Origin of the sequence: Oryzihumus leptocrescens (assembly GCF_006716205.1) — a bacterium.
GTDB lineage: Bacteria > Actinomycetota > Actinomycetes > Actinomycetales > Dermatophilaceae > Oryzihumus > Oryzihumus leptocrescens.
This window is the reverse complement of record NZ_VFOQ01000001.1, coordinates 1371147-1385874: the sequence shown is the minus strand read 5'-3', so window position 1 is coordinate 1385874 and position 14728 is coordinate 1371147. Positions and strand designations below refer to the sequence as shown.

The following is a 14728-nucleotide window of genomic DNA, read 5'->3' as shown; positions in this document are numbered from 1 at the left end:
GGCCGGGGCAGGAACTTCCTACGCGTTCTGGCGCAAATCCGGCCGGCGCAGGGTGGTGGGCCCACCGGCTCTGAGGGGTGCGTGAGCGGATCTAAGGGGTCACCCCCGATGTTCGGCCGCTGTGCGCACGCGACAGTCGAACCAGCACCACCACCTGAGGAGGACCGAGATGACCAAGACATCGCTTATCGCCAAGGTCGCGGCCGGTGCCGCAACCGCCACCCTCGGCGGGCTGCTGCTCGCCGCGCCTGCAGGGGCCATGCCGCCGCCGGACCCGCCAGACCACCCCCGGGGCGTCGTCTTCATCACCAGGACCGTAGAGGTGCCCGAGCAGGGGGTGCAGCCCGGCCAGGTCGCCCTCGGGGCACTCGGCGGGATCGCGGTGGCCGGCGCCGTCACGACCATCGCGGTCAGCGCCCGCAGCCACCGCTTCCACCTCCCGCACGCGGTCTGAGCCGGTCACGACATCGGACCAGATCCGGACGAGGGGTCGGCACCGAGGCTACCCGTGGGTAACATCGGCTCGTGGCCGACTCGTTCTTCACCCCCACCGACGACCAGCACACCTGGCAGCCCACCCGGGCGACGGTCGGGCCCTGGGCCCCGACGATGCAGCACGGGGGCCCGCCGTCGGCGCTCGTGGTCCGGGAGGCCGAGCGGCGCGGGGCGGCCGCGGCCGAGGGACCGGTGGACGCGCTGCGGGTGAGCCTGGACTTCTTCGGACCGGTCACGACCGACCCGGTCCGCGTCAGCGGGGAGGTCGTGCGGGCCGGGCGCAGCGTCACCCTCGTGGACGTCCACCTCGAGCAGGACGGCCGCACCGCGCTGCGGGGCAGCGTGTGGCTGGTCCGCCGCGACACCGAGGGCGCCACCCCCGTGGTGCCCGGACCGGAGTCCGGCCTGCCCGGCCCCGAGGACCTGGCCCCGTTCGAGGTGTGGCACTTCCCCTACATCGAGCACTTCGACTGGCGCGTCATCCTCGGCTCCACGACCCAGCCCGGACCGGCCCAGGTGTGGGCCCGCCCACTGGTGCCGCTCGTCCCCGACGAGGAGCCGACCGGCCTGCAACGCGCCGTCCTGATCGGGGACTCCGGCAGCGGCGTGTCCGCCGAGCTCGACTGGAGTGACTGGTCCTTCGTCAACGTCAGCCTCGACGTGCAACTGCTGCGCCCGATGGCCCCCGACTGGCTGCTGCTGGACGCCCGGACCCGGCTGGCCGGCACGGGCACCGGCCTGACCCTGACCACGCTGCACGACCGGGCCGGGGTGGTCGGGCACGTCGGCCAGAACCTCGTGGTGGGCCGCAGGGGCTGAGCCGACCCCGAGTGGGACGAACCACCGCAAACGCGACATACTCACGCGACGCACATCACGGTGGATGACAGGGGTTCTCTCGTGCAGGTTCCAAGCTGGTCGCGCCTTCGGCTGCCCTCCCTCTCCCGGATCAGGGTCCCGGCCGGGTCACCGATCCGGGTCCCGGACCTGACGCGGCTGCGCCTGCCGAGCGCGTCCTCGGTCGCCATCCCGGGCTGGATGCTCACGCCCCAGGGCAAGCTGGCATGCGTCCTCGTCGTGAGCCTGCTCGGCGGCGCCATCGGCGGCGCTGCCGTCGTCGCCCTCACGCGCCCGCACACCGCGGAGACCGCGCGCTTCTCCCCTGTCCCCGTCCCGGTCAGCCGCACCTCCACGACGGCGCCGACACGGCCGAAGCACCACCGGCCGACACCGACCACGATCCCGACCACGACGGTGGCCACGACCCGGCACACCCACCAGGCGACTCCCGAGGCCCCGAGCAGCCACTCCGCCGAGCCGACCACCGCGCCCGCGCCGCGGCCGACCACCCACCCGTCGCCGTCGCCGAGCCCGAGCGCCACGACCCACGGGCCGCTCATCCCGCTTTTCCCCTAGGGCCGCACCTGCCCGCCAGACCCCAGGGGCTGTGAGGGCACCGGCGCGGCCGGAACCGGCCGGCGGCCAGCAGCCGCACGGCATACCGACACATGACACTGGCCCCCGGGGAGAAACCCCGGGGGCCAGTGGCGTTGGTGTGACGCCTACTTCGCGAAGGTCACCCAGACGGTCATGTCGTCACCGTTGCTGCTGGTGTCGGCCACCGTCATGCGGGTGCCCGTGCCGGCCACCTGCACCGAGCTCCACGGGTTGTCCGCGGACCAGTAGCGCATCGGGTCGGAGTCGTCGAAGGTCGGCATCGCCGCCTGCGGCTTGATCGTCACTGGGACGCCCTTGCGGTGGAACGTGACCTCGTCGGTCGCCTCCTGGCCGAAGGTGGCGTCCCACGGCTGGCGCCGGTTGCCCAGCTTGACGCCGTCGGCGAACCGGACCGGGTCGGGTCGGGCGTCGACCTGCAGCACCTGGCCGTGGCCGGGGTGCACCGAGGTGTTGTTGTCCTCGAACTCACCGTCGACGTAGCTGACGAGCAGGCCGTTCTGGTAGGGGAAGCGCTCGACCCAGTCGGGGCGGGTGTTGCCGTAGCCGAAGTTGTACGGACCCGTCTTCAGCGTGGCGTCGTAGCCCTGGTAGGTGCGGTTCTCCGCGAGGTAGAACTGCGGGACGCTGGCGTCGGTGGAGCCACCCATGCGGGTGAACCCGTTGGCGGTCCAGCCGTTGTCGCCGTTCTCCACGTCGTCGGTGAGCACCGGCAGGCCGTTCGCGGAGACGACGACGTCGTCCAGGAACGGGCCCTTCTGGTGCACGCCGCCGTCGGTGGCGTAGCGGAAGCGGAACTGGATCTTCTGGCCCGCCCACTTCGAGAGGTCATAGCTCAGCGAGGTCCAGTCGGCGCTGGTGCCGGTGACCGGCGCGCCGGCGTCGGCCCAGGTGGCGCCGCCGTCGGTGGACACCTCGCCGTAGAGGAAGTCGTAGCCCTCCTCGATGTCGTACCACGCGGCCGTGCTCAGCGACGCGGTCGTCGCGGAGGTCAGGTCGATGGTGCGGGTCAGCGTGGTGTTGAGGTTGTCCGCCGAGCCACCCCACCACTCGGTCGCACCCGAGTGCGGCGTGTTGTAGGCGGTGTGGACGTTCTTGTCCGGCAGGTTGACCAGGATCGCCTGCGGCGTCGTCTTGCCGTCACGGTCGGACGGGCCGAGCTTGACCTTGGTGTTCTTGCCGTAGTCGACCTTCTGGTAGTCCAGCCAGCCGAGCTGCAGCTTCTCCCACGCCGCCTCGTAGCCCGGCTTGGTGCCGATCGAGTCGGTGCCGTCGTTGAGCCACGAGCCGCCGCTCATGATGGTCCAGAAGCCGGTGCCGTTGTCACCGCCGGCGGTGTCGTAGAGGTCCGGCAGGCCGAGGTCGTGGCCGAACTCGTGGGCGAAGACACCGAGGCCGCCGTTCTCCGGCTCCGTGGTGTAGTCGCCGATCCAGATGCCGGAGTCACCCAGCGGCACACCGCCGAGCAGGTTGCCGGACGGGCCGGTCTTGCCGGCGTTGTTGGAGAACGCGTACCAGCGGTGCGACCAGATGGCGTCGGTGCCCTGGGCCCCGCCGCCGGCCTCCTCGCCCTCACCGGCGTGGATCGCCTGGAAGTGGTCGATGTAGCCGTCGGGCTCGTTGAAGTTGCCGTCGCCGTCGTAGTCGTACCGGTCGATCTTGTCGAACTGGCTCAGGTACGCCTTGATCTGGTCGGGGGTCTTGCCCTGCTTGACCTGGTCGGCGTACCACGCCTGCGCGGTGTCCTTGATGTAGTTCCAGTAGCCGTCGGCGTTGTTCTTGCCGCCGTAGCGGGCCTCGTTGTAGGGGACCTGGACCCAGTCGCTGACGTCGCCCTTGGCGAGGAACCGGCCGTTGGACTGCTTGGTGTAGAAGTCCTTGAAGGAGTTCGTGTCCCCGAACATCATGTCCAGGTAGTGCTGGCGGTTGAAGTCCTTGGACCAGTACGTCGAGTTGTCGTCGGTGCTGTTGCCGTCCCACACCCGGTCGGGCGAGGGGATGGTGTTGTGCACCGGGCCGGCCGTCCCGCCGTAGGTCGGGCTGACCTGCGTGCCGAAGTCGGTCAGCACCGTGAAGATCGACTCCTCACGGTTGACGTCGTACTGGACGAACTTGTCCTTCTTGCCGTGCTTGCCCTTGGGCACCCGGATGACCCGGTGGCCGTTGCGGGTCTCGACGGTCGCCTCGCCCTTGACGAGCTGCTTGACCGCCTCCTCGCGCAGCGTCTGCTGCTTCTCCCCCATGGGGCTGCTGAGGTTGTCCTGCTGGTGGGTCGAGCTCTGCGGCTCGGGGTCGGCCTGCGCCGGGATCGCCTGCGCGGGTGCCTGCACGGTGGCCATGGCGACGGCGGCGACAGCCACCCCCGACAGGACACTCCAACTGCGTCGTCTCACAAATCCTCCTGGGAGTCCCCACATACGTGCGCGCTGTTCTGGACGCACAATTGGGGACTCTCACACGAGAGACACAGCCACAGGACAGGAATCACACAAATGATTCCTCAAGATTTGGTCAGCAAACGGTCAGACGCCGTCCACGACGAAGACATCCGCAGCTCCGCGCAGGCCATGATGACCGCGGAGACCGGAGAGGGCAGCCGATGGCACCGCCGGTGCCCGACGCAGCACGTCGCCGTAGGGCGCCGCGGGTCGGGCTCCGCACTGCGCCCCACGGGCTCGCACTAGGCTCCAGCCATGGCGCAGATGCGACTGGCCCTGGCCCAGGTCAATGCCACCGTGGGGGACCTCCCCGGCAACACGCGGGCGGTGCGGGACTGGACCGCGAGGGCCCGCACGGAGGGCGCGCACCTGGTCGCCTTCCCCGAGATGATGGTGACCGGCTACCCGGTGGAGGACCTCGCCCTGCGGCGCTCGTTCGTCGACGCCTCGCGGGCTGCCGTCGAGCAGCTGGCCCGCGACCTCGCCGCCGACGGGCTGGGCGACCTGCCGGTCGTGGTCGGCTACCTGGACCGGGTCCCGGAGGGCTACAGCGACAGCGACCCCGGCCGGGACCTGCCGCAGAACTGCGCCGCCGTGCTGCACCAGGGGCAGGTCAGGGCCCGGTATGCCAAGCACCACCTGCCGAACTACGGCGTCTTCGACGAGGCGCGGATCTTCGCCCCCGGCCGGGACCTCACGGTCGTGCGCGTCGGCGACATCGACGTGGCCATCGCCATCTGCGAGGACCTGTGGCAGGAGGGCGGGCCGGTCTCGCTGACCCGGGACGCCGGCGCCGAGCTGCTGCTCGTCATCAACGGCTCGCCGTACGAGCAGGACAAGGACGACACCCGGCTGGAGCTGGCCTCCCGGCGCGCGGCCCAGGCCGGCTGCACCCTGGCCTACCTCAACCTGGTCGGCGGCCAGGACGACCTGGTCTTCGACGGCGACTCGGTCGTGGTCAGCGCCACCGGACAGGTCCTCGCCCGGGGCCGGCAGTTCGAGGAGCAGCTGCTGGTCGTCGACCTCGACCTCGAGGAGAGCACGGTCGACCCGCTGGCGGGCCTGCCCGCCGGCGTGCAGCACGTGGTCCTGTCCGAGACCCCCGTCGAGCCCTACGAGCCGGCGCCGGTCTCCCTGCCGCCGCGGCTGGACCCGGTGGGCGAGGTCTACCACGCCCTGACGCTGGGCCTGCGCGACTACGTGCGCAAGAACGGCTTCCGCTCGGTCCTGCTCGGGGTCTCCGGTGGCATCGACTCCACGCTCGTGGCGACCATCGCGGCCGACGCGATCGGCGGCGAGAACGTCGTCGGGGTGAGCAACCCGAGCAAGTACTCCAGCCAGCACTCCCGGGACGACGCGGCCGAGCTGGCCGCCAACCTCGGCCTCGACTACCGGGTCATCCCGATCGAGCCGATGGTCAGCGCGTTCCTCGACAACGTGAAGCTCAGCGGGGTGGCCGAGGAGAACCTCCAGGCGCGGGTGCGCGCCCTGGTCTGGATGGGCCTGTCCAACCAGGAGGGCCACCTGGTCCTGGCCAACAGCAACAAGAGCGAGCTGTCCGTGGGCTACTCGACCATCTACGGCGACAGCGTGGGGGGCTTCGCGCCGATCAAGGACGTGCCCAAGACGCTGGTCTGGGAGCTGGCCCGGTGGCGCAACGCCGAGGCGCTGCGCCGGGGCGAGAAGCCGCCGATCCCGGAGAACACCATCACCAAGGCGCCCTCGGCCGAGCTGCGCCCGGGCCAGGTCGACCAGGACTCGCTGCCGCCCTACGACCTGCTCGACGCGATCCTCGACCGCTACGTCGAGGGCGCCGAGGGCCGGGCCCAGCTCATCGCCGACGGCTACCCCACGGAGGTCGTCGACAAGGTCGTCTCCCTGGTGGACCGCGCGGAGTGGAAGCGGCGCCAGTTCGCCCCGGGCACGAAGATCACGGCCCTGGCCTTCGGCCGCGACCGCCGCCTGCCGATCACCAGCCGGTGGCGGGAGCAGGACTCGTGACCTCTAGCCTGACCACCCCCGCATCCCCCCGCAGCAAGGAGTCTGGTCGATGAGCGAGCAAGCCCCCTACGGCACCGGCCCCGGCACCTCCGGCGACCCGGCCCCGGGCGCGACCGCCCTCAAGCGCATCCGCATCCCGCACCTGCAGGCGATGAAGGAGCGCGGCGAGCGCTGGGCGATGCTCACGGCCTACGACCAGTACGCCGCGGAGATCTTCGACGCGGCCGGCATCCCCGTGCTGTTGGTCGGCGACTCCGCCGGCAACAACGTCTACGGCTACGAGACGACGCTGCCGGTCACGGTGGACGAGCTCATCCCGCTGGTGCGCGCGGTCGCCCGTGCCGCCCGGCACTCCCTCGTCGTGGCCGACCTGCCCTTCGGGTCCTACCAGGGCAGCCCCCAGCAGGCACTGGAGACCGCGACCCGGTTCATGAAGGAGGGGCTGGCCCACGCGGTCAAGCTCGAGGGCGGCAAGCACGTCGTGCCGGCCGTCGAGCTGCTCACCCAGGCCGGCATCCCGGTCATGGCCCACGTCGGGTTCACCCCGCAGAGCGAGCACGCCCTCGGCGGCTACCGGGTCCAGGGCCGTGGCGACAGCGCCGACACCCTGGTGCAGGACGCCTGCGAGCTGGAGAAGGCCGGCGCCTTCTCGATCGTCATGGAGATGGTGCCCGCCGAGGTGGCCGCGCGGGTGACCGAGGTGCTGCACATCCCCACCATCGGCATCGGCGCCGGCGCCGAGTGCGACGCGCAGGTTCTGGTGTGGCAGGACATGGCCGGACTGCGGGGTGGCAAGGCGCCGCGTTTCGTCAAGCGCTACGCCGACCTGCGCACGGTGCTCAGCGACGCCGCCCGCGCCTACGCGGACGACGTCGCCAAGGGCACCTTCCCGGATGCGGAGCACTCATTCCAGCACTGAGCTCGTGACCTCGACGCCCACGCCCGCCGGCACGACGGTGTGGGTGGGCGTCGTCGTCTCCGGCGCCGTATCCAGTGCCGGCTCCGGCCGGAACAGGCTGCGGCGCAACGTGATCGCCAGGTAGGCCACCGAGGCGAGGGTCACGACCGCCATCGTGGTGAAGATGGCGCGGTAGCTGACGAGGCTGACCAGCGCGGCGCCGAGCGCGATGCCCATGGTCTGCGGCGTGCCGAGGACGGCCTCCGTGGCCGTGGAGACCCGGCCCATGAGCCGGCCCGGTGTGCGCCGCTGCATCAGCGTGGTGAAGCCGATCAGGACCACGGGGATGGACCAGCCGAGCGCCACCACCGACACCATCACCACCCCCAGGGACGGGGCCAGGGCGACCCCGGCCTGGCCGGCTGCCAGGGCGACGAGGGCCAGGGTGAGGGCCCCGGCCTCGCTCGTCCGGCGCACCACCCTCGGCGCGGTCAGGCCGCCGACGACGGCGCCGACGCCCTGCACCGTGAGGACCACGCCCACGAACTCCACCGGCTTGCCGAAGGCGTCGATGACCGCGAAGACGGTCGACTCGCTGAACCCGAGCACGGTGACGGTCAGGGCCAGCGCGACGAGGATGTGCCGCAGCACCGGCTCCCGCCACAGGTGGCGCATCCCCTCCGTCATCTCGTGCCGCCAGTGCTGCTCTCCGCGCTCCGGCGTCGCCTCGCCCACCCGGACGCGGGCGATGACGAGCGCGGCGACGAGGAAGGAGAGGGCGTCCAGGGCAGCGACCGCTCCCCCACCGACCGCGGCGAACAGCGCCGCGCCCACGAGCGGCCCTACGAGCCGGAAGCCCTCCTTGGTCGTGGTCAGCGCGGAGTTGGCGTCGACGAGCTGCTCCTCGGGCAGGAGCTCCTTGAGCAGGCCGTTGACTCCGGCCGGCAGCACGACGAAGGAGATGCCGTAGAGGAACGCCACCACCCAGACCAGCCACACCTGGCTCGCGTCACGGACGAGCAGCAACGGCAGCACCACCAGCGCCGAGGCCACGTTGCCCCAGATCAGCAGCGGACGCCGCCGGACGCGGTCGACATACATCCCGAACACCGGCGCGACCAGTGACGGGGCGACCACGCAGAGGAAGGTGAGGCCGGCCATCGCATTTGAGCCGGTCAGCGACTTCACCCACATGCTCAGCACGATGAGCATGAGCGAGTCGCCGAGCATGCTGGTCGCCAGTGCGGCGAACAGCGGGGTGAAACCGTGGTGCGAGAACGCCTTGCGCATGTCAGCTCCCCTTCTCGGAGGTGTCCGCCGGCGGGTATGCCGGGATCCCCCATGCCATGAACGCGCAGACCCGCGCGCCCTCCGGTCGCCGGCTCGGGTCCTCGAGCCGGTCCATCTTCGACAGCAGCAGCTCCGCGACCTGGTCGTTGATCTCGGTGAGCTCCTCGGCGGTGAGCCAGAGCATCGACTGGGTCGAGGAGGACGCGTCACGCCACTCCTGCGGCTCCTGGCTGCGTCGCTCCTGTGCCCGCACGAAACGGTCCACCTCGCGGTCCAGCACCACCCGGGTCAGGGCCCGTCCGGCCACCAGCGCCTCGGCGGCGCCCTCGTCCTCGTCCCACCGCATGCCGCGGTGGGTGGCCTTCCAGGGGCGCTGGCGCCCCGTGCCACCCTCTGCCTCGGCGACGAACCCGTGCTCGGCGAGCTTGCGCAGGTGCCACGAGCAGTTGGCCGGGCTCTCCCCCAGCCGCTTCCCGAGCTCGCTGGCCGTCATCGGCCCCTCGAGCATCAGCGCCTCGAGGATGTTCATGCGGACCGGGTGGGCGATCGCGCGCAGCTCGCGGGCGTCGGTCAGGGTGCGGGGCTCGTGGACCATGCATCGAAAGTACTCTTTCGAAAGACTCCTTGCAATAGATTCCGCCGAGCTGGACGTTGCTGCCCCTTCAACCGGCGGCGAAGGGGCAGCAACGTCCAGCTCGGCCGCCTGGTGGAGCGCCCCCTCCCCCGCTCACCGGTGGCGGGGTGGCGCGGCCGGGGTTACGTTCCGGGACGGTCGCCTCACCCCGGCGGCCCCGTCACGTCAGGAGCAGGACATGAGAGCCACCCGCCCCTCCCGCACCACCGCCGTCGTCGCCGTCTCGGCGAGCGCCCTGCTGGCCATGCTCGCCCTCGCCCCCTCGGCCCAGGCGACCAAGCCGGGCAGCGACAGCACCACCGGCACCGGCAGCGTGTTCATGGTCAACCCGGTCCAGTCCAGCGGCGACGAGTCGCTGACGGACCAGAACGACTCCGACGCGGCCGTGCCCGCCAGCGCCTACGCGACCGTGGCCCTGCGCAACCTCGACGGCTCGGGCTACCTCTCGGGCAAGTGGGCCAACGTGCGCTCCAACACCGGCCCCGCGGCATACAGCACGACCAACACGTTCAGCTACACCCGGCACGACGACCGCTTCGAGCAGGTCATGGCCTACTTCTGGGTCAACCAGGCCCAGGAGTACCTGCAGTCGCTGGGCTTCGGGTCCACGCTGCCGCCGGTGAACATGCACGCCCAGGACGTGCGGATCGACCAGTACGGCCTCGACAACAGCTTCCAGACCGACAAGGGCGACTACCTGCGCTTCGGCAAGGGCGGGGTCGACGACGCGGAGGACGCGGAGGTCATCGTCCACGAGTACGGCCACGCCGTGCACGCCGCGCAGGTCCCCGGCTTCGGCACCAGCCTCGACGCCGGCTCGATCGGCGAGGCGTGGGGCGACTACTTCGGCGTCAGTGTCGGGCTGGCCGCCGGCCAGCAGTACGGCTGGCCGGTCAGGGCCGAGCAGGCCTGCCCGATGGACTGGGACTCCACCTCCTACACCGCCGCGCCGCACTGCATCCGCCGCTTCGACCTCAACCTGACCGTGGCCGACCGCAAGGGCGAGGTGCACTACGACGGGCAGATCTGGAGCCAGGCCCTGTGGGAGATCCGCCAGGGCTACGTCCAGCTCGGCCTGGGCACCCGTGCCTGGGACACCACGCTCGTCGACAGCCAGTTCGACTACGCCCCGGACACCTCGTTCTCGGCCGCCGCGAAGGCGACGTGGCTCAAGGCCCAGGCCCGGGACGGCAAGAAGGCCGCGGACCTGGTCCGGGCACGCTTCGCCGCGCGGGGGATCACGTTCTGAGCCCACGTATCCCGTGACCTACGCCGTCAGGGTGACGGCGCGCAATACCGCGAGGATCACGTCCGCGACCGCCGCCCTCCACTGGGGAGCGGCGGTCGCGGCGGTTAGCGTGTGCCCATGAGCGACCTGACGTTCGGCTACGCCGCGATGCTGGAGCAGTTCCACCCGAGCGAGGTCGTCGACCTCACCGCGCTGGCCGAGGAGCACGGCTTCTCCGGCTGCATGGCCGCCGACCACTTCCAGCCGTGGGTGCCCCAGCAGGGCCAGGCGGCCTTCGTCTGGAACGTCCTCACCGCCGTCGGCGAGCGCACCCGCGGCGACATGGGCCCGGGCGTGACCTGCCCGTCCTTCCGCTTCCACCCGGCGATGGTCGCCCAGGCCGCGGCGACGCTGGAGGCGATGTACCCCGGCCGCTCCTGGCTCGGCGTCGGCTCCGGCGAGGCGCTCAACGAGCACGTCATCGGGGGCTACTGGCCCGAGGCCGGAGAGCGCAGCCGCCGCATGTTCGAGGCCATCGAGCTGATCAAGAAGCTCTTCGACGCCTCGATCGCGGGCAAGGACATCAAGCACAAGGGCGAGTTCTTCACCATGGAGACGAGCCGGCTGTGGACCATGCCGGAGGTCGCTCCCCCGGTGCTCGTCGCCACCGCCGGCCCGATCAACGCGAAGAAGACCGGCAAGCTCGCCGACGGCATCATCACCGTCGGCGCGCCGCTGGAGAAGATCGAGGGCCTTTTCGCCAAGTTCGCCGAGGGCGCCCGCGAGGCCGGCAAGGACCCCGACACCATGCCCAAGGTGCTGCAGCTGCACATGTCGTGGGCGGCCACCGACGAGGAGGCCCTGTCCAACGCGCTGACCGAGTGGCCCAACGGCGGCATGAAGTTCCCCAAGGCCGACATCCGCAGCCCGCACGACTTCGCGCAGATGGCCAAGCTCGTGCGCCCCGAGGACTTCGAGGGCCGCATGGTCATCTCCTCCGACCCCGACGAGCACCGGGCCTACATCCAGCGGTTCGTCGACCTCGGCTTCGACCGGATCTACCTGCACAACGTCGGGCGCAACCAGGCCGAGTGGATCGAGGTCTTCGGCCGCGACGTGCTCCCCAAGCTCACCCGCTGAGCGGCAGCGCCCGCACCGGCGACCACGCCTGGCCGTCGAACCCGTAGAGCCAGGCGTGGTCGACCAAGCTCCGCAGCGGCAGGGCGGCGGCGAGCTCGTCCTGCATCCGCTCCACCTCCTGCGGCGGGGCCGCCTCGGCCACGGTCAGGTGCGGGACCACCTCGTGGTGGACCCCGCCGTACGGCTGCGCCTCCGGCCATCGCGCAGCGATCGCCTCGGTGAGCGAGACGAACGGCGCCGCCGGCTCGGGGTCGAGCCACAGGACGCCGGCCCCGTCGAACCAGCCGGTCCGCCGGAAGGTCACCTCCACCGACCCCACCCGCCGGCAGATCGCGGCCAGGTCGGCCAGGACCGCGGCGTCGACCCGCTCCCGCGGCAGGAACGGGTAGAGCACGGTCACGTGCGCCGGCACGCCCAGCGGCGCCGACCGGTCGAACCGGGCGCGCCACGCCGACACCAGCGGCTCGGCTGCCGGCACCGGCACGACCACCCCGGTCTGCCCCGCCTCGAACACCATCGCCACCCACCCCTTCGCGCGTCCTCGCGCGCCCGCCGCTGCCTCGGGTCAGGATAGGCCGGTGACCCGGACCGGTATGCCACGACGCCCCTCCGTGCCGTACACGCCCGCGCGGGACCGGGAGGCTCCGGGGGCCTGGCTCCTGGGCCTCGGCGTCTTCGCCCTGCTGGTCGCCTCGGCGAGCCTCGACGGGCCGGGCTGGTTCGACCCCGCCGAGCAGTGCGCCCTGGACTCCACCGGCGGCATCAGCAGCGCCGGCGCATCGGGCGCCTACACGAGCGAGACCCGCTTCTTCCCACCACGGGTCACCTGTTCGCTCGAGGGCAGCGTCCACGCCTATCAGAGCGAGGGACGCTCGTGGCTCATCGGCGCGGTCCTGCTGGCCGCCCTCGCCTGCCTGGTCGCGGGCGTGGTCCTGCTGTGGCTGCGCGCCCGGCGACAGGTCCCGACGACCCCCACCGCGGGCCGGCCGCTCACCCACATCGGGGTGTCCGCCGTCCTCGGTGTGGTGGTGTGCCTCGGCTGGTCCGCCGTGGGCCTGATGGCCCTGTTCCTCGCCGAGACCGTCTGGGGAGCCGTGGCCGCCATGTCCCTGTGTCTGGCCACGACCCTGCCGGTGCTCATCCACCTCGACGGCTCACTCGGACCGCCCCGCCCCCGGCTGACGACCTCCTGGTGGCGCGCCCTCCTCGTGCTCGGTGCGACCGCCGTTGGCGGGTCCGCCGCGGCGCTGGCAGCACACGCGGGCGACGGTGGCCATGCGCTCGGCGCCGCCTCCGTCGCGATGGCGGTCGGTGGCGCGACCGGGGCCGCACTGGCGTCCGGCGCCACCTGGCTGGCGGCCCACGCCCACGGCTCAGGCCACCAGGAGGCAATCAGGTGATGGCAGTGAAGACCTGCCATCCAGAACCGACCTGCCTCCGGGACAACCAGCCTCCCTGACCGTCACCCTGGTACAGCCACAGTCGCCCGGCACGATCACGCGCCACCACGTCCGGGGCCCCGTCCGCAGTCAGGTCACTGACAACCACGAACGTGTCGAAGGCCTGCCACCCCGCGCCCACCTGTCTCCTTGACTGCCAGCCTCCTTGTCCGTCGCCGGGGTAGAGCCACAGCGTCCCGTTCGCCTGACGGGCCAGGACATCCGGGACACCGTCGCCGGTCAGGTCGCCACCGCCGACGACGCGCGTGAAGCCCTGCCAACCAGAACCCACCTGACGACGCGCCAACCACCCACCCCGGCCATCCCCCGGATACAGCCACAACCGCCCAGCCCCATCCCGCGCCAGCACGTCAGCACGACCATCACCACTGACATCACCGGCACCAAACACCGCGGTGAAGCCCTGCCAACCAGAACCCACCTGACGACGCGCCAACCACCCACCCCGGCCATCCCCCGGATACAGCCACAACCGCCCAGCCCCATCCCGCGCCAGCACGTCAGCACGACCATCACCACTGACATCACCGGCACCAAACACCGCGGTGAAGCCCTGCCAACCAGACCCCACCTGACGACGCGCCAACCACCCACCCCGGCCATCCCCGGGATACAGCCACAACCGCCCAGCCCCATCACGGCCAAGGACGTCAGCCACGTTGTCCGCGGTCAGGTCCGGCCACGCGGGCGGGGCCGAGCTCAGGGCTGTGAGGTCCTGGCTCGACAAGGCCAGCACGCCGAGGTGCCTCGCGTTCGGCCACGGGTAGGCCAGGACATGGGGGGTGCTCCAGGAGTCGAGGTCGCTGGAGTCGACGAACCGCAGCTGGTTGGCGGTGTAGGCGTCGTAGTACAACCGGAAACCCCCACCCGGCATGTGCACGAGCGCGGGACCCTCGACCGGAGTGCCGGCGATGCCCATCCAGTTTCCGGTTCGGTCGAGGGTGAACGGCCCCATAGGCGTCGTCGCCCACGCCCGACTGATCGTCTTGGTGGTCTCGTCCTTGACGAACATGACATAGCGGTCACCGACGCGGCGGACAGTGGCATCAATGGTGTTCGCCCCCAGTCCGGAGAGAAGCACCGGAGCGCTCCACCTCCTCAGGCCGGCGTCCAGCGCCTTCATGACGTACGTCTGGAATGACCTGGCACCGTCGGTCGAGACCGCCACGTAGCTGTAGACCGCGCCATCGTCATCGGTGAACAGGTCCGGCGCCCAGACGTGCGTCACCCCGGGGATGGCGGTCATCGGCACATCGGTCTCGAAGTGCCAGTGGTCAAGGTCCACTGAGGAGGCCAGTGCCCACGACGTGGTCGCGGCCAGATAGGAACGAAGGGGTGGGCTGGTGTAGGCGACCATGAACCGATCTCCCGCCCGAACGACGGAAGGGTCTCGGACACCACGTCCGCGAGGGTCGGCGTACGGCAGCTGCCCCCTGTTGGGCACCAGGGTTGCCCCATCCGTGCTGATCGCGGAGAGCAGCCGCATCACGTCGTTCGAGAACGTCAGCATGAGCAGGCCACCACCATCGTCCGCCGCCGCCACGGAACGACTGATCCCCTGCGCCGGCCTCGCTGGGTAAGACAGACCTTCGGCGGGCGCTCCGGTGCCGAGTCCTGCTGCCAGGGCAGCCGCCACCGTCGCCACGATCTGGCGCAACATGAATCCCCCTTTGGTGCAGGTGGCTGTCC

General features: G+C 71.1%; 13 protein-coding genes. 8 read left to right on the top strand and 5 right to left on the bottom strand.

Annotated elements, in window-relative coordinates:
* The first annotated feature begins 169 nt into the window (after window positions 1-169).
* The 3 genes from FB474_RS06650 to FB474_RS06640 all read left to right on the top strand — a co-directional run bounded on the left by FB474_RS06650 (window position 170) and on the right by FB474_RS06640 (window position 1911).
* On the top strand, window positions 170-454 hold the full coding sequence (locus FB474_RS06650) for a hypothetical protein (RefSeq protein ID WP_141787925.1): 285 nt from the start codon (window positions 170-172) through the stop codon (window positions 452-454).
* Between the two features lie 71 nt (window positions 455-525).
* Window positions 526-1314 (top strand): thioesterase family protein, encoded by a 789-nt coding sequence (locus FB474_RS06645; RefSeq protein WP_141787924.1) that lies wholly within the window; start codon window positions 526-528, stop codon window positions 1312-1314.
* Window positions 1315-1395: 81 nt separating this feature from the next.
* Window positions 1396-1911, top strand: coding sequence for a hypothetical protein (locus FB474_RS06640; protein ID WP_141787923.1), 516 nt, complete (start codon window positions 1396-1398; stop codon window positions 1909-1911).
* A gap of 146 nt (window positions 1912-2057) precedes the next feature.
* On the opposite strand, the gene FB474_RS06635 is transcribed toward FB474_RS06640, so the two are convergent.
* Window positions 2058-4310, bottom strand: coding sequence for an immune inhibitor A domain-containing protein (locus tag FB474_RS06635; protein WP_342778099.1), 2253 nt, complete (start codon window positions 4308-4310; stop codon window positions 2058-2060).
* A 333-nt stretch (window positions 4311-4643) separates the two neighbouring features.
* On the opposite strand from FB474_RS06635, the gene FB474_RS06630 reads away from it, so the two are divergent.
* Both FB474_RS06630 and panB read left to right on the top strand, forming a co-directional pair.
* The gene (locus FB474_RS06630; RefSeq protein WP_141787922.1) at window positions 4644-6389 is read left to right on the top strand and encodes an NAD+ synthase; all 1746 of its coding nucleotides are present in this window, start codon (window positions 4644-4646) and stop codon (window positions 6387-6389) included.
* Window positions 6390-6438: 49 nt separating this feature from the next.
* A complete protein-coding gene (gene panB / locus FB474_RS06625; RefSeq protein WP_141787921.1) occupies window positions 6439-7308 on the top strand; it encodes a 3-methyl-2-oxobutanoate hydroxymethyltransferase in 870 nt (289 codons plus the stop codon).
* Here the strand turns inward: panB and FB474_RS06620 are convergent.
* Window positions 7294-8577 (bottom strand): MFS transporter, encoded by a 1284-nt coding sequence (locus tag FB474_RS06620; protein ID WP_141787920.1) that lies wholly within the window; start codon window positions 8575-8577, stop codon window positions 7294-7296. The two genes, panB and FB474_RS06620, sit on opposite strands and share 15 nt — an antisense overlap.
* A 1-nt stretch (window position 8578) precedes the next feature.
* On the bottom strand, window positions 8579-9172 hold the full coding sequence (locus FB474_RS06615) for a winged helix-turn-helix domain-containing protein (RefSeq protein ID WP_141787919.1): 594 nt from the start codon (window positions 9170-9172) through the stop codon (window positions 8579-8581).
* A gap of 217 nt (window positions 9173-9389) precedes the next feature.
* On the opposite strand from FB474_RS06615, the gene FB474_RS06610 reads away from it, so the two are divergent.
* Both FB474_RS06610 and FB474_RS06605 read left to right on the top strand, forming a co-directional pair.
* Window positions 9390-10460 (top strand): M36 family metallopeptidase, encoded by a 1071-nt coding sequence (locus FB474_RS06610; RefSeq protein WP_141787918.1) that lies wholly within the window; start codon window positions 9390-9392, stop codon window positions 10458-10460.
* Between the two features lie 117 nt (window positions 10461-10577).
* Window positions 10578-11579 (top strand): TIGR03557 family F420-dependent LLM class oxidoreductase, encoded by a 1002-nt coding sequence (locus FB474_RS06605; RefSeq protein ID WP_141787917.1) that lies wholly within the window; start codon window positions 10578-10580, stop codon window positions 11577-11579.
* Here FB474_RS06605 and FB474_RS06600 read toward each other — a convergent pair.
* Window positions 11569-12096, bottom strand: a complete 528-nt coding sequence (locus FB474_RS06600) for a 2'-5' RNA ligase family protein (RefSeq protein ID WP_141787916.1) — start codon at window positions 12094-12096, stop codon at window positions 11569-11571. The two genes, FB474_RS06605 and FB474_RS06600, sit on opposite strands and share 11 nt — an antisense overlap.
* Before the next feature lie 61 nt (window positions 12097-12157).
* Here FB474_RS06600 and FB474_RS06595 point away from each other — a divergent pair, with 61 nt between their 5' ends.
* The gene (locus FB474_RS06595; protein WP_141787915.1) at window positions 12158-12979 is read left to right on the top strand and encodes a hypothetical protein; all 822 of its coding nucleotides are present in this window, start codon (window positions 12158-12160) and stop codon (window positions 12977-12979) included.
* Here the strand turns inward: FB474_RS06595 and FB474_RS06590 are convergent.
* Window positions 12972-14699 (bottom strand): FG-GAP-like repeat-containing protein, encoded by a 1728-nt coding sequence (locus FB474_RS06590; protein ID WP_141787914.1) that lies wholly within the window; start codon window positions 14697-14699, stop codon window positions 12972-12974. The genes FB474_RS06595 and FB474_RS06590 overlap by 8 nt on opposite strands.
* Between the last annotated feature and the right edge of the window lie 29 nt (window positions 14700-14728).

Coding starts and splice junctions, on each gene's coding strand:
- FB474_RS06650 (WP_141787925.1), top strand. CDS start 170: ATGACCAAGACATCGCTTATCGCCAAGGTCGCGGCCGGTGCCGCAACC.
- FB474_RS06630 (WP_141787922.1), top strand. CDS start 4,644: ATGGCGCAGATGCGACTGGCCCTGGCCCAGGTCAATGCCACCGTGGGG.
- panB (WP_141787921.1), top strand. CDS start 6,439: ATGAGCGAGCAAGCCCCCTACGGCACCGGCCCCGGCACCTCCGGCGAC.
- FB474_RS06620 (WP_141787920.1), bottom strand. CDS start 8,577: ATGCGCAAGGCGTTCTCGCACCACGGTTTCACCCCGCTGTTCGCCGCA.
- FB474_RS06615 (WP_141787919.1), bottom strand. CDS start 9,172: ATGGTCCACGAGCCCCGCACCCTGACCGACGCCCGCGAGCTGCGCGCG.
- FB474_RS06610 (WP_141787918.1), top strand. CDS start 9,390: ATGAGAGCCACCCGCCCCTCCCGCACCACCGCCGTCGTCGCCGTCTCG.
- FB474_RS06605 (WP_141787917.1), top strand. CDS start 10,578: ATGAGCGACCTGACGTTCGGCTACGCCGCGATGCTGGAGCAGTTCCAC.
- FB474_RS06600 (WP_141787916.1), bottom strand. CDS start 12,096: ATGGTGTTCGAGGCGGGGCAGACCGGGGTGGTCGTGCCGGTGCCGGCA.
- FB474_RS06590 (WP_141787914.1), bottom strand. CDS start 14,699: ATGTTGCGCCAGATCGTGGCGACGGTGGCGGCTGCCCTGGCAGCAGGA.